At 67.2% G+C, this 21,162-nt stretch carries 19 protein-coding genes and 1 riboswitch; of the genes, 7 read left to right on the top strand and 12 right to left on the bottom strand.

Features of this window, described 5'->3' with window-relative positions:
• Nucleotides 1–50: 50 nt before the first annotated feature.
• Nucleotides 51–1,694: a thiamine pyrophosphate-binding protein gene (locus BM197_RS00190; protein ID WP_090707805.1), complete on the bottom strand. Its 1,644-nt coding sequence runs from the start codon at nt 1,692–1,694 to the stop codon at nt 51–53.
• Between the two features lie 247 nt (nt 1,695–1,941).
• Here BM197_RS00190 and BM197_RS00185 point away from each other — a divergent pair, with 247 nt between their 5' ends.
• Nucleotides 1,942–2,739: a TrmH family RNA methyltransferase gene (locus tag BM197_RS00185; protein ID WP_090707803.1), complete on the top strand. Its 798-nt coding sequence runs from the start codon at nt 1,942–1,944 to the stop codon at nt 2,737–2,739.
• Between the two features lie 75 nt (nt 2,740–2,814).
• Here BM197_RS00185 and BM197_RS00180 read toward each other — a convergent pair whose 3' ends face one another.
• Genes BM197_RS00180 through BM197_RS00175 form a run of 3 tightly spaced genes read right to left on the bottom strand, consistent with a single transcriptional unit; the run spans nt 2,815 to nt 4,660 of the window.
• Complete coding sequence (locus BM197_RS00180) at nt 2,815–3,033, bottom strand: hypothetical protein (RefSeq protein WP_090707801.1); 219 nt, start codon at nt 3,031–3,033, stop codon at nt 2,815–2,817.
• 26 nt (nt 3,034–3,059) lie between these two features.
• Nucleotides 3,060–3,212: a hypothetical protein gene (locus tag BM197_RS16170; RefSeq protein ID WP_177216660.1), complete on the bottom strand. Its 153-nt coding sequence runs from the start codon at nt 3,210–3,212 to the stop codon at nt 3,060–3,062.
• Between the two features lie 5 nt (nt 3,213–3,217).
• Nucleotides 3,218–4,660: a helix-turn-helix transcriptional regulator gene (locus BM197_RS00175; protein ID WP_090707799.1), complete on the bottom strand. Its 1,443-nt coding sequence runs from the start codon at nt 4,658–4,660 to the stop codon at nt 3,218–3,220.
• Nucleotides 4,661–4,772: 112 nt separating this feature from the next.
• Here BM197_RS00175 and BM197_RS00170 point away from each other — a divergent pair, with 112 nt between their 5' ends.
• Nucleotides 4,773–6,686 carry a phosphoenolpyruvate carboxykinase (GTP) gene (locus BM197_RS00170; RefSeq protein WP_090707798.1) on the top strand — a complete coding sequence of 638 codons (1,914 nt, stop codon included), beginning with the start codon at nt 4,773–4,775 and terminating at the stop codon, nt 6,684–6,686.
• 90 nt (nt 6,687–6,776) lie between these two features.
• Here the strand turns inward: BM197_RS00170 and BM197_RS00165 are convergent, their stop codons facing one another.
• The gene (locus tag BM197_RS00165) at nt 6,777–8,693 is read right to left on the bottom strand and encodes an ABC transporter ATP-binding protein (RefSeq protein ID WP_090707796.1); all 1,917 of its coding nucleotides are present in this window, start codon (nt 8,691–8,693) and stop codon (nt 6,777–6,779) included.
• 25 nt (nt 8,694–8,718) lie between these two features.
• Nucleotides 8,719–8,934, bottom strand: coding sequence for a hypothetical protein (locus BM197_RS00160; RefSeq protein WP_090707795.1), 216 nt, complete (start codon nt 8,932–8,934; stop codon nt 8,719–8,721).
• 122 nt (nt 8,935–9,056) lie between these two features.
• Here BM197_RS00160 and BM197_RS00155 point away from each other — a divergent pair, with 122 nt between their 5' ends.
• The 4 genes from BM197_RS00155 to BM197_RS00140 all read left to right on the top strand — a co-directional run bounded on the left by BM197_RS00155 (nt 9,057) and on the right by BM197_RS00140 (nt 12,492).
• Nucleotides 9,057–9,728 carry a GAP family protein gene (locus BM197_RS00155; protein WP_090707794.1) on the top strand — a complete coding sequence of 224 codons (672 nt, stop codon included), beginning with the start codon at nt 9,057–9,059 and terminating at the stop codon, nt 9,726–9,728.
• A 177-nt stretch (nt 9,729–9,905) separates the two neighbouring features.
• On the top strand, nt 9,906–10,832 hold the full coding sequence (locus BM197_RS00150; protein WP_090707792.1) for an ABC transporter ATP-binding protein: 927 nt from the start codon (nt 9,906–9,908) through the stop codon (nt 10,830–10,832).
• On the top strand, nt 10,829–11,671 hold the full coding sequence (locus tag BM197_RS00145) for an ABC transporter permease (protein WP_090707790.1): 843 nt from the start codon (nt 10,829–10,831) through the stop codon (nt 11,669–11,671). Before BM197_RS00150 ends, BM197_RS00145 begins: the two co-directional genes overlap by 4 nt.
• A complete protein-coding gene (locus BM197_RS00140) occupies nt 11,668–12,492 on the top strand; it encodes an ABC transporter permease (RefSeq protein WP_090707789.1) in 825 nt (274 codons plus the stop codon). Before BM197_RS00145 ends, BM197_RS00140 begins: the two co-directional genes overlap by 4 nt.
• Before the next feature lie 183 nt (nt 12,493–12,675).
• Here the strand turns inward: BM197_RS00140 and BM197_RS00135 are convergent, their stop codons facing one another.
• The 6 genes from BM197_RS00135 to BM197_RS00110 form a co-directional block, all read right to left on the bottom strand.
• Nucleotides 12,676–14,031: an MFS transporter gene (locus BM197_RS00135; RefSeq protein WP_090707787.1), complete on the bottom strand. Its 1,356-nt coding sequence runs from the start codon at nt 14,029–14,031 to the stop codon at nt 12,676–12,678.
• Between the two features lie 318 nt (nt 14,032–14,349).
• A complete protein-coding gene (ribH, locus tag BM197_RS00130) occupies nt 14,350–14,820 on the bottom strand; it encodes a 6,7-dimethyl-8-ribityllumazine synthase (RefSeq protein ID WP_090707785.1) in 471 nt (156 codons plus the stop codon).
• Complete coding sequence (gene ribB / locus BM197_RS00125) at nt 14,817–16,127, bottom strand: 3,4-dihydroxy-2-butanone-4-phosphate synthase (protein ID WP_090707784.1); 1,311 nt, start codon at nt 16,125–16,127, stop codon at nt 14,817–14,819. Before ribB ends, ribH begins: the two co-directional genes overlap by 4 nt.
• Entirely contained in the window at nt 16,124–16,783 is a 660-nt protein-coding gene (locus BM197_RS00120; protein WP_090707782.1) for a riboflavin synthase, read from the bottom strand. The genes ribB and BM197_RS00120 overlap by 4 nt, the downstream gene beginning before the upstream one ends.
• A 2-nt stretch (nt 16,784–16,785) precedes the next feature.
• A complete protein-coding gene (gene ribD / locus BM197_RS00115; RefSeq protein ID WP_090708866.1) occupies nt 16,786–17,781 on the bottom strand; it encodes a bifunctional diaminohydroxyphosphoribosylaminopyrimidine deaminase/5-amino-6-(5-phosphoribosylamino)uracil reductase RibD in 996 nt (331 codons plus the stop codon).
• A gap of 170 nt (nt 17,782–17,951) precedes the next feature.
• Nucleotides 17,952–18,110, bottom strand: a riboswitch (FMN riboswitch).
• Nucleotides 18,111–18,193: 83 nt separating this feature from the next.
• Nucleotides 18,194–19,165, bottom strand: coding sequence for a sugar-binding transcriptional regulator (locus tag BM197_RS00110; RefSeq protein WP_090707780.1), 972 nt, complete (start codon nt 19,163–19,165; stop codon nt 18,194–18,196).
• Between the two features lie 137 nt (nt 19,166–19,302).
• Here BM197_RS00110 and BM197_RS00105 point away from each other — a divergent pair, with 137 nt between their 5' ends.
• The gene (locus BM197_RS00105; protein WP_090707778.1) at nt 19,303–21,030 is read left to right on the top strand and encodes a glycerol-3-phosphate dehydrogenase/oxidase; all 1,728 of its coding nucleotides are present in this window, start codon (nt 19,303–19,305) and stop codon (nt 21,028–21,030) included.
• Nucleotides 21,031–21,162 lie beyond the last annotated feature (132 nt).

The raw sequence follows: 21,162 nt of genomic DNA, 5'->3' as shown, positions 1-21,162 counted from the left end.
ACGCTACTCCGCCGCGCGATCCTGCGGCAGCCCCCGGCATCCGCTGGTCTCTACGCCGAGATCGCCACGGCGTGTTCGTAGATCTCCCGCTGGAACGGCGCCACGACACTCGTGGAAATCCGGCAGTCAAGCAGGTATACGCCGCCCTGGCCGGACGCCAGCCAGGCCTCGACGCTCGACAGGTCGTCCAGTGAACGGATGACGTCACCTCGGCCGCCGAGGGATCGGGCGAGCCCCGCGAAGTCGGCCTCCTCGATGAGCATCGGAGCCCTGTCGAGTCCCATTCGCCCGTACAGGTGAATTTCGGCACCGTAGGCGGCGTCGTTCCAGACCACGATGACGCCCCGTCTCGCGGTGCGGATGACCGAATCGAGGTCGGCCAGGGCCATGAGCCCTCCGCCGTCGCCGGTCGTGACGACGAGCGTGGAGTCCGGCATGGCGGCGGCGGCGCCGACCGCGCTCGGGAAGCCGAGGCCGATGGACTGGAACGCTGTGCCGACCATCATCGTCCTGTTCGGCGCGGCAACATCCCAGTGGGTGTTGGACCAGCCGAGGAAGTGCCCGCCGTCTGACACGGTCACGCGGTCCGTCGGAAGGATCCGGTTGAGGCGGCTGGCGAGGCTGCGCGGGTCGAGGCGGCCGTCTTCGCACAGCGGGGCGCCGGCATCCCGCAGGCGAAACGGTGCAGGGTCCGCCATCACCTGGCGCCAGCCCCGGCCGACGTGGTGTTTCCGCTCGAGATCGGCGAGGAGGGCCTCTGTCGCGAGGCGCGCGTCACCGAGGATGCTCACCGTGACGGCTGGGTGTTCCCCCTGCGACCGGTCGTCGATCCGGATGACGGTTGCCGCCGGCGAGAACAGGGTCCCGAACCGGGTCGTGAACTGGTTGAGGCCGGCCCCGATCACCAGGACGACGTCGGCCTGGCCGATGACGTCCATGGCTTCGTCCTGTCCGAAACCGCCGACGACGCCGAGGTCGAACTCCGGCCGCCGGAACAGGTTCCGCCCGAGAGCGGTGGTCGCGGTGATCGCCCCCAGCGCATCGGCGAGGTCACTGAGCGGTTTCCCCGCGTTCGCCAGCCAGGCTCCGCGCCCGGCGAGCAGCAGGGGCCGGGAGGCTCGGGCAAGGGCCTGGCCTGCCGCCTCGATTGCAGCCTGTTGCGGGGCCACCGCCGTCGGAACGGTGGGGGCGCGCAGCATGCCCTCGTCATCTGCAGGGGCGATGGCGAGCCCGTAAGGCACGGCGAGCACCACAGCGGTGCGGTGCGTGAGCGCGTGGCTGATGGCGGCGATGGTGACCCGACCGGCATCCGACGTTCCGACGGTGAAGGTTTTCGCCCCGACGGAAGCGGCCAGGCTGCGCTGGTCGATGTCCCACGGGCGGGGTCCGGTTTCGGGCGCATCGCCGACGAGGAGAACCAGGGGAGTGTGTGCCTGCACGGCCTCGGCGAGTGCGGTGATGGTGTTCGTGAAACCGGCGCCATAGGTCGCCGTTGCGAGGGCGAGTGAGCCGCTGGCGCGGTAGAAGCCGTCAGCGGCGGCGACCGCCGCGGTCTCGTGCCGGACGGCGATGTAGGTGACGGACGTTTCACGGAGCGCGTCGATGAGGTGCGCGTTTCCGTTTCCCATCACCCCGAAGGCGTGCGAAAGAGAGGGAGCGAGAGCGTCGGCGATGCGGGTGGCTACGGTTGTCATGGGATCCTTCGAGGTCATATAGCGGGATGGAATCTCCGTATATGTCTCGCGACCCGAGAGGATCGTTCAACGCCCCTTTTCCGAGCGCACCGGCCGCAGTGCCGTTTGACGAGGGCAGTCTATCCGGATGCCGTGGGTGGCGCGAGCGGTCGTTGCCGCGATCGAGGAGTCCCAAAGGGCCGTTCCCTTCGACGTGAACCACCCTTTCGGCCCGATCGGTAGCACGAGCTCTCGCTAAACTCGCCGAGTGCCCGTTCTCGAGATTTCAGACCTGTCCGATCCCCGTCTCGTGGACTATGCGCACGTCACCGACGTCGCCCTGAAGAAGGCCCGGGGAACCGAGCACGGCTTGTACCTGGCCGAGTCGCTCCTCGTCTTCGAACGCGCTCTCCGCGCGGGCCACAAACCTCGGTCGGTTCTGGCCCTCGGCGGCACGGCGGATGCCGCGCTCGACCTTCTCGGGGATTCCGATGTGCCCGTCTTCGTCGGACCGGGGGAACTCCTCGAGGAGCTAACCGGCTACGTGCTGCACCGCGGCCTGATCGCGTCGATGCATCGGCCCGCCCTGCCGGACCCGGACGAGCTGCTCGCCGGCGCTCGCCGCATCGTCCTCCTCGAGGACGTCGCCGACCCGACGAACGTCGGTGCGATCTTTCGCTCGGCCGGTGCGATCGGTGCGGATGCCATCCTCGTCACGCCGCGTTGCTCCGACCCGTTCTACCGCCGGTCGATCCGCGTCTCGATGGGCACGGTGCTCCAGGTGCCGTGGACACGCGTCGCCGGCTGGGACGACACCAGGGCGCTGCTGACCCGCCACGGTTTCCACGTCGCGGCGCTTGCCCTCACGCCGGATGCCGTCAGCCTCCGCGATGTGCACAGCGCCGACCACGACCGTCTAGCCCTCGTGCTCGGCGCCGAAGGCACCGGGCTCACTCCAGCCGCCATCGCGGCATCCGACACCGTCGTGCAGATCCCGATGAAACACGGCATCGACTCGCTCAACGTCGCCGCAGCCAGCGCCGTCGCGATGTGGGCACTGGGGTAGAGGGTTAGTAGTCGAAGGGCGCTAGACGCGGACGAACGTTAGCGTGTCTGAGACGGTCCCTGCCCTTCGGCAGGCTCAGGAACCAAGCAGGTCGCTCCGCGACCGAGTCGAAGGGTCGCTCGGCCGGACCGGGGCGTCCTCGGCGATGTCGATGCGGGTGGCGCCGTTCGCTCCCTCGCTGACCTCGATCCGCGGGGCAGCGTCGGCCTCGGTCGACTCCGGAGCGCTCGTCAGCTGGTCGTGACGGTTCTCCTCATGCGAGGGTTCCTGGGTTTTCTTGACGGATTCAGTCATGCCGCGACCCTAACACTCGCGCGTCGTCACCGGTTGTATGCCGGCCTCGGTCCGCGGAGCTCGACGCCGACGGCATCCGCTGCCGCGGAAACGTCGGCGAGAAGCGGGCCACGACCGAACGCGTCGATGTTCTCGCGGATGTGCGCGACCCGGGTGCAGCCGAGCACGACCGATTGCACGGCCGTCAGCTGCCGCTGTGTCGTTCGAGGAAGTCGTACACCTCACTGTCGTCGACGCCGGGGAACGTGCCGCTCGGCAGCGGCGACAGGACGTGGGCGTGCAGCCGGGCACTCGGCCAGGCCTTGCCGAGCCAGCGCTCCGCGAGGTCGTTCGGCGGGCGCCGGCAGCAGGACGGATCGGGGCAGGATGACACCGCCCGGTTCGTTGTCTCCCTGCCGCGGAACCACTTGGCCTCGTTGAACGGCACCCCGACGGAGATGGAGAACTCGCCGGCGCTCGTTGTGCCCGTCTGGGTCGCGCACCAGTACGTGCCGGCGGGCGTGTCGGTGTACTGGTATAACTCGGTGGTGCGGTTGGTGCGCTCGAATGCGCTGCGTGCGCTCCATTTGCGGCACACGAGTTGCCCCTCGATGCCGCCGGTGACGTCGGCGGGCAGGGGCAGGCCGTCGTTTTCGTAGCCCTTCGCAAGCGACCCGTCCTCTGACACGCGGAGGAAGTGAAGCGGCATGTCGAGGTGGTGGGTGGCCAGGTTCGTGAACCGGAGTGCGGCCGCTTCATGGGTGACGCCGAAGGCATCCCGGAAGTCTTCGACCGCCAGGTTCCTGTCCCGTTTGGCCTGGCGGAGGAAGGCAACCGCTGCCTCCTGCGGCATCAGGCAGCAGGCGGCGAAGTAGTTGATCTCAAGGCGCTGGCGGAGGAAGGCGGCGTAGCTCGTCGGCTGGGAGTGTTCAAGCAGCCGGTGTGCCATCGCCTGCAACGCCATCGACCGCAGGCCGTGGCCCCCGGGGATCGAGGCAGGTGGGAGGTAAATGCGGCCGTTGGCAAGGTCGGTCACGCTTCGCGCCGAGTGCGGCAGGTCGTTGACGTAGATCAGGCTGAAGCCCAGCTGCTCCGCCATGATGCTCACCGTGCGGTGCGTGACCGCCCCGCGGACGTGCCCTGCGGCACGGATTCGCGCTTCGGCGAGTTCCTCGATCTCTGGAAGGTAGTTGTCGCGTTCGCGCATCCACTCGCGAAGTTCGGTGTTGGCCCGGCGGGCTTCTTCGGGGGTGGCGATCGCTTCGGTCGCCTTGCGCTGCAGTTCACGGTGCAGGCCGACGAGCGCGGCAAGGGCGTCGTCGCTCATGCCCTTGTTCGGCTTCACCGCCGGGAGGCCGAGTTCGGTGTACAGCGGTCGTTGCTGCGCCTGACGGAGCTCGATCTCGAGCGCGGCGCGCGGGTTCGGCGGTTCGGCGGCGAGGAGTTCGGTCAGCTCGACGTCGAGTGCGCCGGCGATCGCCTGAAGGATCGAGAGCTTCGGCTCCCGCTTGCCGTTCTCGATGAGTGAGAGTTGGCTGCCGGCCAGGCCGACCCGTTCGCCGAGCTCATCGAGGGTGAGTGCGCGTTGCGTCCGGAAATGACGGATGCGATGCCCGAGGGTCGAAAGATCAGAGCCCGTTCGATTCATTCCTTCACAATATCGTAAAAACGGGCATTTTTAACACGATTAATTGCGATATCTCTGCCTGTTTATGCGTCATCGTGGAATTACGCCGCGAGGACAGAGGAGCCAAGAGGAAATGAGCATCGCCGAGATCAGCCGTGACACCGAAGTCGACGCACGGGTCGACAGTGAGGTCGGCACCCCGTCCATGGCTGCACCAGACCAGGGCGAAGCCGGGTCGCGTCGCACACGGACCCCGAGCGCGACATCCGCCCCGCTGCAGGCGCTGCGCGACTGGGTTGACTCGATCGCAGCCCTCACCCAGCCCGACGCGGTCGTCTGGTGCGACGGGTCCCGTCGCGAAAGCGACCTGCTGACGAAGCAGATGGTGACCGAAGGCAAACTGATCAAGCTCAACCCTGAATGGCGCCCCAACAGCTACCTTGCCCGCAGTGCCCCGAGCGATGTCGCCAGGGTCGAAGCGCGCACCTTCATCTGCTCTGAGAACGAAGAGGATGCCGGCCCCACGAACAACTGGCAGGCGCCGGATTCGATGCGCCAGGAACTTGACGGCGTCTTCGCCGGGAGCATGCGCGGTCGCACCATGTACGTGGTTCCGTTCTCGATGGGACGCGTCGGAGGGCCTCTTTCGCAGCTCGGTGTCCAGGTCACCGACTCCGTGTACGCCGTTCTCTCCATGGGCATCATGACGCGCATGTCGAACTCCGTCGTCGACCTCATCGCCGACGGCGCTGCGTGGGTCAAAGCGGTGCACTCGGTCGGCGCTCCACTCGCCGCCGGCGACGAGGATGCCGTGTGGCCCTGCAACGACACCAAGTACATCGTCCAGTTCCCCGAGGCGCGTGAGGTCTGGTCGTACGGTTCCGGCTACGGCGGGAACGCACTCCTGGCGAAGAAGTGCTTCGCGCTCCGGATCGCCAGCGTGATCGGCCGGGACGAAGGCTGGCTTGCCGAGCACATGCTTCTCGTGCGGATCATTTCCCCAGAGGGCAAGCAGTACCACGTGGCGGCGGCGTTCCCCTCCGCCTGCGGCAAGACGAACCTCGCTATGCTCCGGCCGACGGTTCCCGGCTGGAGGGTGGAGACCCTCGGTGACGACATCGTCTGGCTCCGCCCGGGCGAGGACGGCCGTATGTGGGCGATCAACCCCGAGGCCGGGTTCTTCGGTGTCGCACCGGGCACCGGTGAAACGACCAACGTCACCGCGGTGGAAACCCTCTGGGGCAACACCATCTTCACGAACGTCGCGCTGCGCGCTGACGGCGACGTCTGGTGGGAGGGCCTCACCGAGAAGGCCCCGGAACACCTGATCGACTGGGAGGGCAACGACTGGACCCCGGACTCCGGTCGACCGGCCGCCCACCCGAACTCCCGGTTCACCGTCGCCGCAGCCCAGTGCCCGCAGATCGCCGCGGACTGGGAGGAAGCGGTTCCGCTCGACGCCATCCTGTTCGGTGGCCGCCGGGCAACGAACGTGCCCCTCGTCGTCGAGGCGACGGACTGGAGCCACGGCGTCTTCATGGGCGCCACCATTTCGAGCGAGAAGACGGCAGCAGCCGAGGGGACCGTCGGTGAGCTTCGCCGCGACCCGTTCGCCATGCTCCCGTTCTGCGGGTACAACATGGCCGACTACTGGGGCCACTGGCTCACGGTCGGCGGCAAACTCCGTTTCGACCGTGCGCCGCGAATCTTTCAGGTCAACTGGTTCCGCAAGGACGACGACGGCAGCTTCCTCTGGCCCGGATTCGGCGACAACTCCCGCGTGCTGGAGTGGATCGTGCGCCGCACCGAAGGCCGCGTCGCTGCGACGGACACGCCGATCGGTCGCATCCCGCTTCCAGGCGACCTGAACATCGAGGGAACGGATGTCACCGAGGGCGCCCTCGAGAAGCTCTTCGCGATCGACCCGGAATCCTGGCTGGCCGAGGCCGACCTGACCGAGGAGTTCTTCGGCCAGTTCGGTAAGAAGGTTCCTGCGGCCTTGAACGCGGAACTCGCGTCGTTGCGTTACCGGCTGCGTACGTCCTGAGGCCTGGCGCACCGCGAGGTGCCCGGAAGTGGTTCGAGATACCTTGGCGGGATGTCTCGAAGCACTTCCCGGCACCTTGCGGTGTTTCGGTTAAACGAGCAGTTGGTGTTTCGCGAGGTCGCGATACAGCGGCACGGATGCCACCAGCTCGGAGTGCGTGCCCGTTCCGACCACACGGCCGTGATCGAGCACCACGATCGAGTCGCTGTCGACGACGGTCGACAGCCGGTGGGCGATCACGATCAGCGTCCTGTCCTCGGCGACGGCGTCGATCGCAAGGCGCATCTTTTGCTCGTTGACCCCGTCGAGCGAAGACGTCGACTCGTCGAGGAGGAGGATCGGCGGCGCGGCGAGGAGCGCACGGGCGATCGCCAGCCGCTGACGCTCGCCGCCGGAAAGCATGATGCCGTCCTCTCCCACAGCGGCGTCGAGCCCTTGCGGGTTGCGGTCGAGCACCTCGGTGAGGTTCACGGCGTGGAGCACCCGGATGCACTCCTCGTCCGTCGCGTCCGGGGAAGAGAGCAGCAGGTTGTCGCGAAGCGAGCCGGCGAGCACCGGGGCATCCTGTTCGACATAACCGATCTGCGAGCGCAGGGTCGTGCGGGGCATCGTCCGGATGTCGACCCCGCCGAAGCGGATGGCGCCCGCCTCCGGGTCGTAGAACCGTTCGATCAGGCCGAGGATGGTGGACTTGCCCGCACCGGACGGTCCGACGAGCGCCGTGCGCTGGCCGTGGGCGGCGGTGAAGCTCACCCCGCGGAGAACGGGTTCGCCGGCGGTGTTCCGCTGATCGTGCTTCGGCGGGCTCAGCGACTGAGCGCTTGCGCCAGTATCGAGATCCGAACCGCTGCGAGCCTCGTCGTCGGTGTCCGTCTTCACCGCACCGGACGGGTACGCGAACACGACGTCGTCGAATTCGATCGCTGCGGCGCCGGCGGACGCGATGCCAGGGGTCGACACGGATGCGGCGATGTCGGCATCCGCTGAATCTTCGAGCGGAAGGTTGATGATTTCCTGGATCCGGCCGAGCGCACCAAGCGCCTGGTTCGTGGCGGAGATCGCCCCGAAGGCCTGGCCGAGCGGCATGATCATCATGAACAGGAAGAGGATGAACGCGACGAGGCTGGCGATCGTGATCGCGCCGCTCGCCACGCGGAAGCCGCCGACGCCGAGCACGACGAGAAACGACACCTGCATGGCGATGCCTGCGACCGGAACGACGAGGGCGGAGATCCGGGCGACCTGGATCCCTGCGTCCCATGCGCCGGTGGCGTCGGCGTCGATGGTCGCGATCTCCCGGGTGGTGGCATTGGAAGCGCGTACGGTACGGACGGCGCTGATCGCGCGCTCGACGCTCGCTGCGAGGTCGCCGACCTTCGCCTGGGCGCGCTGGCTGGCGACGCGGATCCGCATGGAGAGCAGCGTCACCGTGACGATTGAGACGGCGATGACCAGGGAGGTCAGCCCGAGCAGTACCGGGTCGATGATGAGCATGGCGATGAGGGCGCCGATGAAAGTGATGGCGCCGCCGACAGCTTCGACGAGACCCTGCGTGAGAACCGCCCGGAGCAGCGTTGTGTCGCTGCCGACGCGTGAGACCAGGTCACCAGTGCGGCGGGTGTCGAATTCGGAGATGGGAAGGTGCAGCATCCGCGCAACGAGCCGTCGCCTGCTCGACAGCACGACGCCCTCGCCGGTGCGCTGGAGCAGGTAGTGCTGGTACCCGGCGATGATGCCGGAGAGGACCACGAGGGCGATGAGCCCCCAGACGAGACCGTCGAGCGCGCCACCCTGCTCTACGACGCCGATGACCTGGCTGACGAGCAGCGGCTGCGCCAGCGAGGCGGCCGAGCCGAGGATGCTGAGCCCGATGACGAACCAGAGCACGCGCTTGTGCTCGAAGAGGTAGGGGAGCAGCTCGCTGAACCGTGCCCTGGGGCCGTCCTCCTGGCGCGCTTTCGCAAACGGGGAGCGGCGCGCGGGGCGCGTGGTGCTTGGGGATGACATCCGGGTCCTCACGGGGGAGAGTGGGTTACTGTCGGCCGTACTTCTTATGGACGGCCTGGCGGCTCACGCCGAGGGCGAGGGCGATCAGTTGCCATGACGCGTTCGCGTTGCGCGCGCGGCGCACTGCGACGGCTTCTGCCCGATCGAGCTCCCTCTGAAGTTTAGCGATTGCCCGGAGCGCCTGGATCGGGTCGTTCGACCCGGCCTCGGCGGCGAGGGTTCCGATCGTTTCGATGCTCATGCTGTCAACTTTAGTTGACACGCGTGTCATCGTCAACCAATGTTGACACCGGCGCGCGGGCAGCCGACCGCCGGGCTCGCGCGATTAGGCTGATGCTCTGACAGTTTCGAAGGAGCGCAAGTATGGGTTCGATCATCGGCGACATCCTCACGAGTGCCCTCGGTATCGCCCTCAGCCCGATCGCGCTCCTCGCGGCCATCACCCTGGTGCTCTCACCGCGGGGGAACGCAGCAGGCCTCGGCTTCCTCGGGGGCTGGCTGATCGGCGTGATCGTTCCTGTGCTCGCGATCTCGACGCTCGCCGGGCTTCTTCCCGAAGGTGAGCCGGATGCCTCCCGCCCGGTCGCCGGCACGATCCTCCTCGTGCTCGGCGCGCTGCTGCTTTACCTCGCGATCGGTGAATGGCGGATCCGGCCGATCCCCGGGAAGGCGCCGATCCTGCCGCGCTGGGTCCCGGCCCTGAACTCGATGACGGTGCCCCAGGGCCTCGCGCTCGGCTTCGGCCTCGGGGCCGCCTCGCCGAAGAACCTCACCCTGGGGGTCGCCGCCGGCCTGACGATCGGTGGGGCGGACTTCCGCCCGAGGGAGATCATCCTCGTGCTCCTGGTCTGGGTCGTCATCGCCGTCTCGAGCATGCTTGTGGTCGTCGTCGGCGGGATGCTCGGCGTGGACGTGTGGCGTCGGCAGCTGGTCGACTTCCGCGACTGGCTGGGCAGGAACGCCGCCACGGTGCACGTCGTCCTGTTCCTCGTGCTCGGCACGTCCCTCATCGGCGCGGGCATCAGCGCGTACTGACGCTTCGCTCTTCCCCGTGCACGAGTTCACTCGATGCGGACTGGTTCACGCGGTGCGCCGGGTGCTTCGGTCCGCGACGGGTGAATTCGCCGGGCTGGATGAGGCGGGAAGCTCCATCAGTGCGTACTGACGCCTCGCTCTTTCCCGTGTCAGAGGCCTGGTCTAGGGTGAAGAACTGTGCCGGCAGCAGTCATCACAGCAGAGAATCTCGTCAAGAAATATCAGGATTTCGCGGCGGTCGACGACATCTCGTTCGAGGTGCAGCCGGGGGAGGCGTTCGGCCTGCTCGGGCCCAACGGGGCCGGTAAATCGACGACGATGCGGATGGTCGGCGCCGTGTCGACCCGGACCAGCGGTGCCCTCAACGTTCTCGGGCTCGACCCGGACCGGTACGGACCGGAGATCCGCGCCCAGCTCGGCGTTGTGCCGCAATCCGACAACCTCGACATGGAACTGCGCGCCCGCGAGAACCTCATCGTCTACGGGCGGTATTTCGGCCTCCCCAGCCGGCAGGTCGCCGCCCGCGCGGACGAACTGATGGCGTTCGCCCAGCTCGAGGACAAGGTCAAGGCAAAAGTCGACGACCTGTCCGGCGGCATGAAACGCCGGCTGACCATCGCCCGTGCCCTGATCAACGACCCGCGCCTGCTGCTCCTCGACGAACCGACCACCGGCCTCGACCCGCAAGCGCGTCACATCCTGTGGGACCGGCTGTTCCGGCTCAAGGAGCAGGGCACCACGCTGCTTCTCACCACGCACTACATGGATGAAGCAGAGCAGTTGTGCGACCGCCTCGTGGTGATCGACAAGGGCGCCATCATGGCCGAGGGGTCGCCGGCGTCCCTGATCCGCCGGTACTCGTCTCGGGAGGTTCTCGAGGTGCGATTCGGGTCCGATCGCAACGCGGCGGCATCCGCCCGGCTGGAGGGAATCGGCGACCGAGTCGAGGTGCTGCCCGACCGGATCCTCCTTTACTCCGATAACGGTGAGGCGGCGCTCGTCCGCATCACCGAGCTGGGGCTGCGGCCGATCACGAGCCTGGTGCGCCGGTCGAGCCTCGAAGACGTGTTCCTCCGCCTCACCGGCCGGAGCCTGATCGAATGACCGACCTGGCGACGCCGTCGGATCTGGAGCGCGGGGTGGCGCTTGCCGCCCGGGCGCGCAAATGGGGTGCCTGGTATGTCGCGGAGCATCGGTTCCGCGTCATGCGCTCCTACCTGCAGACCGTGCTGCTCACCGGGATCGGCAACCCGCTCGTCTACCTGTTCGCGACGGGAGTCGGGCTCGCCAGCCTCGTCGACGCGAACCTCGGCGACGATGCGTTCGGAGGCGTCGGATACCTCGTGTTCGTCGCGCCCGCACTGCTCTGCGCTGCCGGAATCACTGTGGCGACCGAGGAGTTCACGTATCCCATCATGCTCGGCTACAAGTGGAACCCGGTGTTCCTGGGCATGAACGCCAGCCCGTTGCGACCCGGGCAAATCATCGACGGCATCGTGATCAGCGTCGTCGTGCGGATGCTGCTCACCTGCCTGCTCTACTACGTCTTCATGGCGTTGTTCGGCGCTGTTCCGGATGCCGCCGGCTGGGTGGCCGTGCCGGTCGCTGTGCTCACGGGGCTCGCGTTCGGGGCGGTTCTCATGGGCTACACCTCGACGCTGACCGAGGATACGGGCCAGCTCGCCATGGTGATGCGCTTCGTCGTGCTGCCCATGACGCTGTTCTCCGGGACCTTCTTCCCGCTCGCGCAGTTGCCGCTCTACCTGCAGTGGATCGGCTGGATCTCTCCACTCTGGCACGGTACCGAACTGGCCCGGGTGTTCAGCTACGGGTACGCCGAGCCGATCTGGCTCACCGTCCTTCACGTCGCCTACCTGGCCGTCCTCTTCGCCGTCGGCTGGGTCTGGGCGCGCCGGATCGCCGTTCGGAGGCTGTCGAAATGACCGGGACGTTGGTGGAGGCATCCGCTCGCCGCGACCGCCCGCTCGGTTCGTTGTATGCGGGCAACGCGCGTTCGGTGATGTCGCGCGGCTGGCGGGCGACCAGGTCGACCAACTGGCTCGTCGTCGTGTCTGGCCTGTTCGAGCCGGTGTTCTACCTGCTGTCGATGGGGCTCGGCCTCGGGGCGCTCGTCGGCACCGTCGATGGGCCCGGCGGCACCGAGATCTCCTATGCGGCGTTCATCGCGCCGGCGCTCCTGGCGGTCGCCGCGATGAATGGGGCGATCTACGACTCGACCTGGAACGTGTTCTTCAAGATGCGGTTTTCGAAGCTGTACGACGGGATGCTCGCGACCTCGCTCGGCCCGCTCGACGTCGCGCTCGGCGAGATCTCGCTCGCGCTGCTCCGCGGGGCTCTCTATGCCACCGGTTTCATGCTCGTGATGCAGGTGCTCGGGCTCAACCTGTCCTGGTGGGCGTTGCTCGCGTTCCCCGCCGTCGTGCTCATCGCGTTCGGTTTCGCGAGTTTCGGGATGGCCGTGACGAGTTACATGAAGACGTTCCAGCAGATGGACTGGATCAACTTTCTGCTGCTGCCGATGTTCCTCTTCTCGGCGACGTTCTACCCGCTCAGCGTGTACCCGCCGGTGATCCAGACACTCATCCAGTGTCTGCCGCTCTGGCACGGGGTCGAGCTCGTGCGTTCGCTGACCACAGGGGCGGTCGACGTGGGGCTGCTCTGGCATGTGCTCTACTACCTCGTCATGATCGCGGTCGGGCTCGTCTTCACGACGAGACGCCTGCGGGCCCTCTTCCTGGACTGAGCGCCGCTCGCCGTGCTGTGGCCTCTCTGTGCACGGGTTCACTCGGTCCGGACGGGCTCACGCGGTGCGCCGGGTGTTCTGGTCCGCAACGGGTGACTCGGTGACTCGGTTGCAGCGGGAACCAAAAACGGATGCCGCCCCTCGCGTTGGCGAGGGACGGCATCCGTTGTGACAGCGAAAGACCTAGCGGTCGATGTCGACGTCTTTCGTTTCCTTGCCGAGGATCAGCGCGGTCAGGGTGATGGCGCCCATCGCCGAGAGGTACACGCCGACGAGGACCGGGCTGCCGTCTGCCGTTGCCCACAGCCAGACGGCGATGAACGGGGCGACAGCGGCGCCGAGGATCGACGACACGTTGTAGGAGATCCCTGAGCCGGTGTACCGCACGTTCGTCGGGAACAGCTCGGGCAGCAGGGCGCCCATCGGTCCGAAGGTCATACCCATGAGGCTGAAGCCGATGATGAGCCAGAGCATCACGCCGGCGAAACCGGCACCGAGCAGCGGCACCCAGAGCAGGCCGAACGCGATGATGCCCAGGGTGACGAGGATGAGCGTCTTGCGACGGCCATACTTGTCGGCGAGCGGACCGGAGACGAGCGTGAAGATGCCGAAGAACACGACGCCGGCAATGAGCATCAGCACGAAGGTGTTGTAGCTGAAACCGAGTCCGGGCTGTTGGCCCTCGGCCGGGTCGACCGGCGCGCGGCCGTAGCTGAGCGAGAACGTCGTCATCAGGTAGAACAGCACGTAGGTGGCGAGCATGAAGAAGGTGCCGAGGATCAGCTCGCGCCAGTTGCTCTTGAAGACGAGTTTGAGCGGGAGCTTGGCGACCTTGCCGGACTTCACCGTGTTGGTGAACGCTTCGCTTTCGACGAGCTTCAGGCGAACCCAGAGGCCGACGATGACCATGACGGCGGAGAACAGGAACGGGATGCGCCAGCCCCAGTCGAGGAACGCGTCAGACGGCCGCGACGGGTCGTTCGACGGCAGCAGGAACGCGATGATGAGGAACAGGCCGTTGGCGATGATGAAGCCGATGGGGGCGCCGAGCTGCGGGAAGGTGCCGTACCAGGCACGCTTGCCCGCGGGTGCGTTCTCGGTTGCGACCAGCGCAGCGCCGCTCCATTCGCCGCCGAGCGCAAAGCCCTGGGCGAGACGCAGGATGACGAGCAGCAGCGGGGCGAACCAGCCGATCACGAGGTACGTCGGCAGCAGGCCGATCAGGAACGTCGCGATTCCCATCGTGAGCAGTGCTGCCACGAGCGTGGTCTTGCGGCCCACCTTGTCGCCGAGGTGCCCGAAGAAGACGGCGCCGAGGGGACGAGCGACCATCGCCGCACCGAAGATGGCGAAGGACGACAGCAGCGCCGTCGTCTCGTTGCCCGGGGGGAAGAAGAGGTGGGGGAAGACGAGGACTGCCGCTGTGGCGTAGACGTAGAAGTCGTAGAACTCGATGGTCGTCCCGACGAGGGACGCGAGAATGACCCGTGACTTCGGGTTGGCCGGAGCCGTTGGACTGATGGTGGCTGAGACTGACATGACGCTTTCTGAACAGTGCGGAAACGGGCCGATGGAGGCGCGGGCCGGTCGCGTCTGCCACCCCAACGGCGAGAAGAGTGTGCTGGCCCGCTTGTGGCGGGACCAACACACCTTACGCCCCGATCGCGCCGGAGAAAAAATTGCGGCAATCGGATGCCGGGCGCTCGCGGGGATTCGGACGGCCCGTGTGCGGCTACGAAACGTCGAATTCGAGCAGCACCTTGCAGCTGGCTTCACCGTTCGTGGCGATGCCGAAGGCCTCCGTCGCCTGCTCCAGCGGAAACCGCGGGAAACCGCGCGGAGCAGACGGCTCGCGGCTCAGGCGCGCAGGTCGAGGAGCAGCCGGGCGGTCGCCACGGCTGCTTCGGCGGCTTCGCGTCCCTTGTCTTCCTTCGACCCGGGCAGGCCGGCGCGGTCGATCCCCTGCTGCTCGTCGTCGAGGGTGAGCACACCGAACCCGACGGGTTTGCCGGTCTGGATCGAGACATTGGTGAGGCCGGACGTTGCGGCATCCGACACGTACTCAAAGTGCGGGGTCCCGCCGCGGATGATCACGCCGAGCGCCACGACCGCATCCGCGCCGGCGTCGAGTGCCGCTTTCGCCGCCACGGGGAGCTCGAAGCTGCCCGGGACCCGGACGAGACGGTGGGATGCCCCGCTCTCGTCAAGGGCGCGGGTCGCGCCGGCGATCAGCCCGTTGGTGATCTCCTCGTGCCAGTGTCCGGCGATGACGACGATTTCGAGGCCGGTGCCGTCGACGTTCAGTTGGGGGGATCCTTCGCCACTCATGATGTAGTCCTGCTTTCCTGGCCTGCGGCCGTAATTGCTGTCGATGTGAATTCGTGGCCCATCCGGTCACGTTTGGTTTCGAGGTAGGTCTCGTTGAAGGCACCGACGCCGACCACGAGGGGAACACGTTCGGTCACGGTGACTCCATATTCCTCGAGCTGCCGCACCTTCTCCGGGTTGTTGGTGAGCAGTCGGATGCTTGTTGCGCCGAGGTCCTGGAGGATCGACGTTGCCGCCAGGTAGTCCCGAGCGTCGGCCGGCAGGCCGAGCGCGAGGTTGGCGTCGAGGGTGTCGAGGCCGTTCTCCTGGAGGTGGTACGCCCGCAACTTGTTGATCAGGCCGATGCCCCGGCCTTCGTGGCCGCGCAGGTACACCACGATGCCGCCGTGTCGCTGGATCGCGTCGAGGGCGGTGTCGAGCTGCGGGCCGCACTCGCACTTCAGGGAACCGAAGGCTTCACCGGTCAGGCACTCCGAATGCACCCGGACCACCGCACCGGGCGCCGTGTGGTCGCCGGCGAGGATGGCGACGTGGTCGGCGCCGGTGTTGCGGTCGCGGTACGCACGCATCCGGAAGGTCCCGTGTGTCGTCGGAACGTTGGTCTCGACCTCGAACAGTACGGCGGAGGATGCGGTGGCGGGTTCACGGTCGTCGAAGTCGGACGCAGGAACCGACCCGGCGGATTCGGTGGGGGAGAGCTCGCGAGCGTTCATGTACTCGATGAGCGCGGCGATGGTGATCACCGGGAGCGAGTGGCGCTCGCCGAGGGCGATGAGCCCCGGCAGTCGCATCATGTTACCGTCGTCGTCGACGACTTCGCAGATCGCCCCAACCGGGGTCAGCCCGGCAAGGGTCATCAGGTCGACGGCCGCTTCGGTGTGTCCTGCGCGCTGTCTGACGCCCCCGTCGACGGCGCGAAGCGGAACGATGTGTCCTGGGCGGATGAGGTCGGTTGGGACGGCATCCGGGTTTCCGAGGGCACGAAGCGTGTGCGCGCGATCGGCGGCACTGATGCCTGTTGTGATCCGGTCGGCGGCGTCGACGGTGATCGTGTATGCGGTGTGGCGCAGGTCCTGGCTGTCCGGGACCATGATCGGCAGTTCAAGCCGGTCGGCGATCTCGTTCGTCATGGGAGCGCAGATGTAGCCGCTCGTGTTACGCACCGTCCAGGCGACCCAGTCACGGGTAGCGAGTTCGGCCGAGAGGATGACGTCTCCTTCGTTCTCCCGTCCTTCGTCGTCGGCGACGAGCACCGGCTTGCCCTGTCGGAGCGCGTCAAGCGCTTCAGGGATCGTGGCGAGGCTCATGCGTCGCTCCTTTCGCCGGCCGGCTGTGCCGTCGGCATCCGTTCCTGGGCCCACTGGAGTGCGAGCATGCGCTCCACGTGGCGTGCCAGGATGTCTGTTTCGATGTTGACCCGGTCGCCGACGACTCGGACGCCGAGCGTTGTTGCGGTCAGGGTTTCGGGGATGAGCGACACCTCAAACCACTGGTCTGGTTCGCTTGCGGGGGAGATGGCGCTCACGGTGAGCGAGATGCCGTCGATGGCGATCGACCCCTTGTCGGTGACGAGCCGTGCCAGGTCGTCGGCGAGGCTGAACCGCACCACCCGCCAGGCGCTTCCCTCGCTGATCGACAGGATCGTCGCGGTGCCGTCGATGTGTCCCTGCACGATGTGACCGCCGAGGCGGTCGCCGACCTCGGCTGCGCGCTCGAGGTTGACCCTGCGGCCCGGCTTGACACCGTCGAGCGTCGACATGGCGAGGGTCTGGGCCATCACGTCGACGGTGAATGAGTCGGAGGTCTGGTCGACGACGGTGAGGCACACCCCTGACACCGAGATCGAGTCGCCGTGCTTCGCGCCGGTGACGGCGAGCGGTCCTCGAACGGTGATGCGGGCGGCATCCGGGGTGCGGTCGACGTCGGTGACCTCGCCGATTTCCTCGATGATTCCGGTGAACATGATCAGGAGTGTCCTTTCGGGCGGGCGACGATCAACAGATCGTCACCGAGGGTGTGAACGCTGTCGACGGCGAGCCGCCTGGCGTCTGAGATCGAGCCGACGCCGATGTCGGTGACGGCCGTTCGGCTGCCTCCGAGAAGGGTGGGGGCGAGGTAGATGAGGTATTCGTCGACGAGGCCGGCGGCGATGAACGCGCTGATCAGCGTCGGTCCGCCCTCGAGGAACAGCGAACGGATGCCCTGGGCGTGCAATGCGGCGAGGTCGGCTGCGAGGTCGTGCCCGTCGAGTCGGACCGGGCGGCGAGGGTGCGCGTGCACGGCGGCGGACTCGGGCAGGTCGCGGCGGCCGAAGATCACCGGCGTCGGCTGCGACGCGTAGAGCGTGCCGGTTGAGGTTCGTGCGGTCAGCGATGGGTCGTCGGCCAGGACCGTGCCAGTTCCGACTCCGATGGCGTCGGCGGCGGCACGGCGGAAGTGCACGTCTGCGCGCGCTTCTGGCCCCGTCACCCACCGGCTGCTGCCGTCGTTCGCGGCGGCGCGGCCATCGAGGCTCTGCGCCCACTTGGCGATGACGAACGGGCGGCCGAGCCGGGCAGCCGTGAGCCAGCTGCCGAGGAGCGCTTCGCCTGCCGCGTGGAGGATGCCGGGGACGACGTCGACCCCGGCGGCGCGAAGCCGGACGGCGCCGCTTCGGGAATGCTCGCCAGGGTCGTCGACCGAGTACACGACGCGCGCGACACCGGCATCGATCAGGGCCTGCGCGCATGGACCGGTCCGGCCGGTGTGGTTGCACGGTTCGAGCGTCACCACGGCGGTCGCGCCGCGGGCGGCACCTGGCTCCAGTTGCGACAGCGCGTCGGTTTCGGCGTGGGCGGTTCCGGCGCCGCGGTGCCAGCCTTCGGCGATCACCGCGCCGGTCTGGTCGAGAATCACGCAGCCCACCTGCGGGTTTACTCCGCGCGCCGGTCCACGGCGCGCGAGGTCGAGGGCACGGCGCATGGCGTCGGCCAGAGCGGGAGCGGCCAGGCCGTCAGGGGTGTGCTCGTTGCTCTCGGTGGGGCGGGGCGCCATCGGTTCTCTTCTCGTTGTCGTACGAGCCCCGGGGTGCCGTGATCAGCGCGAGCGCCGTCGACGACCGCGGAGCAGGGATCGAGAAAGATCCTGCGACGCGCGTGCTGCCTCCCATCCGGACTCGAGCCCTGCCGCTTTCGCAACCTGACCCATAACCGTCGGTACCGGAATTTCACCAGTTCAATTCCGCACATTGCTGTGTGGAACTCGCGGACTATCACCGCCGGTTCGGACTCTCACCGACCCCGGAGCACGTTATTCGTTGTGTCTATCGTAGGGTCAACGCGCCCGGCCCGACAGTATTCCCCGCTTCTGTTACATCCGGCGTCACGGGGGAGTTTCACCCGGCCAGGATCTGCCGCGCTGTTCCCGAATCGACGATGAGGTCGGTGACGAGGCCCGCGGCGAGCGCACCCCGGAGCGTCTGCAGTTTGCTCTCGCCAGAGACAACGCACACCCGGCGGGCGATGCCGCGAAGCACGTCGAGGCTCGGCCCGCTAGACCTGTCGTTCAGGGGGATGCCGTCGCTCGACCCGTCTTCACGGTAGAAGACGGTAGCGATGTCACCGACGACGCCTGTCGCCCGCAGCTGGGCGAAGTCGTTGTCGTCGAGGTACCCGCCGATGTAGACGTGGCTGGGCACTCCCGCGAACGGCGATCCGAGCCCGAACACGATGGCGTCGAGCGTCTTCTGCATTTCGACGACGCGGCTGATGCTGCGCTCGCGCCAGAGGGCGGCCTTTGTGGCCGGGTCATCGAAGACGGCGGGCACAGGGAACTGCTGCACATTGGCCCCGTACGCCGAACCGAACCGTTGGAGGATTTCGCTGGCGTAGAGGATGCCCGTGGTGCGCGGGTTCGCGGCACCGTTGAGCTGGACGATGGTCGCGTTGTGAGTGGGTTTCGCGAGCAGGTGCCTGGACAGCGCGCTCATCGTCGACCCCCATGCGACCCCGAGCGACATGTTCGAGTCCACGAAACCACCGAGAATCCGTGCAGCGGAGAGCGCCACCCGGTCGAGCCGTTCGACGTCGCTCGTCTGGTCGGGCACCGGGACGACGTGCGCGGTCACGCCGAATGTGGCGCGGATGTCGCCCTCGAGCTGGCGCGGCATGTCGAGGGGAGACCGCACTTGGATCTCGACGAGGCCCGTCTCGCGCGCGTGCCCGAGCAGCCGGGACACCGACGACCGGGAGGTGTGGAGTTCGTGTGCGATGGCATCCATCGTCAGGTCCTGCAGGTAGTACAGCTGGGCGGCGGTGAGGGCGTCCCGGGTCTTCGGGCTCAGCTGCGCTGCTTTGAACGGGCTCATTCACGGTCTCCTTGCACGTTTGTGCATCGGGTTTGCACGTCGGTGAATATACCCGAACAATCGACAGGACACGAGAAACGCACGCGGATGCCCGGCTCACGTCGCCCGGGCCGCGTCGCCAGAGGAGGGCAAAGGCAATGACACAGCCAGCAACGCAGCCAGGCCACAAGCGGGCATCCGTCGAGACCCTGCGGAACCGCCCGAGCGCCCGCGTCCTCATAATCGGCGGAGGAATCAACGGCCTGGCCACCTTCCGCGACCTGGCGCTGCAGGGCGTCGACGTGGCGCTCGTCGAGCGGGGCGATTACTGCTCCGGCGCGTCCGCCGCGTCGAGCCACATGATCCACGGAGGCATCCGCTACCTCGAGAACGGTGAGTTCCGGCTCGTCCGTGAGTCGGTCACCGAACGCAACGGCCTGTTGAAGATCGCCCCGCACTACGTGAAGCCGCTGCAGACCACCGTTCCGATCTTCTCCACCTTTTCAGGGATCGTCTCGGCACCCCTGCGCTTCCTCACCCACAAGTCCGGTAAGCCGCAGGAACGCGGCGCACTGCTGATCAAGGTGGGGCTGGCGCTCTACGATTCCTTCTCCCGCGATGGCGGCACCGTGCCGAGGCACCGGTTCTTCGGCAGGAAGAAAGCACTCGCCGCCCTGCCGCAGCTCAACGCGGACCTGAAATACACCGCGACGTACTTCGACGCGTCTGTGCACGACCCGGAGCGGCTCGCGCTTGACGTGCTCCGCGACGGACTCGACGCCGGAGTCCACGCCCGAGCCGCGAACTACGTCGAGGCCGTTGGGTTCGACGCCGGCGCAGTGCGGCTGCGCGACGGTGTGAGCGGAGAGGAGTTCTCGTTCCAAGCCGAGGTCGTCATCAACGCCTCAGGCCCGTGGACCGACCTGACGAACGACGCGCTCGGCCAGTCCAGCTCGCTCATGGGAGGGACGAAAGGGTCACACATCGTCCTCGACAACCCCGAACTGCTCGCCGCGACCGGCGGCCGGGAGATTTTCTTCGAGCACGAGGACGGACGGATCGTGCTCATCTACCCGATCAAGGGCAAGGTCATGGTCGGCACAACGGATATCGATGCGGACCCGGCCGAGCCGTCGATCTGCACCGAAGACGAAGTCGATTACTTCTTCGACCTCGTGAAGCACGTTTTCCCGTCGATCCCTGTGAACCGCAGCAACATCGTCTACCGGTTCAGCGGCATCCGCCCGTTGCCCGGTCACGGCGATCTCGAACCCGGTTTCGTGTCCCGCGACTACCGCATCGTGCCAACCGCCCTCGGTTCCGGCACCATGCTCAGCCTCGTCGGCGGCAAATGGACGACGTTCCGTGCGCTGGCCGAACACCTCTCCACCGAGACGTTGGAACTCCTCGGGATGCCGAGGACGGTTCCGACGGCTGGGCTGCCGATCGGCGGGGGAGCAGGCTTCCCGTCGACGGATGCCGGGATGCAGGTGTGGCTCGCGGACAACTCCCGTGAGGTCGGCCGGGCCCGTGCCCTGCAGCTGATGGAACGGTACGGTACCCACGCGACGGCCCTCATCGAGGAGCTCTCCGAGGCCGGCGACGACCGGCTGGTGAACGCACCGGATTACAGCGTGCAGGAGATCGCGCGGCTCATCCGTACCGAGCATGTGGTTCACCTGCTGGACCTGCTGCAGCGACGCACGGCGATCGCGTTCACCGGCGGCGTGACGGCCGACCTCCTCACCGAACTCACGGCGCTGCTCGCGGGACAGCTTGGCTGGACGCCTGAGCAGGCCGAAGCGGAGCTCGAAACTGCGGCGGAAACCCTCCGCACTGTGCACGGCGTGCAGCTGGACGCCCGTTCGGTGGGCTCCAGCGCCTGAAAGGGCCAACGAGCAAGCGAATAACTGCACGCATTCTCACGGGAACCCTCTTGTCCCGTGGAGTCAAAGGTCGGTACGTTGCACAGAGCAACGAAAACCAATGCCGGTCAGTGTTGTTCGGCCGGGCCGAGA

The organism is Mycetocola miduiensis (genome assembly GCF_900115155.1).
Taxonomy (GTDB): domain Bacteria; phylum Actinomycetota; class Actinomycetes; order Actinomycetales; family Microbacteriaceae; genus Mycetocola_A; species Mycetocola_A miduiensis.
Note: the sequence above shows the minus strand (reverse complement) of the source record. Positions and strands in the feature narration are given on the sequence as shown.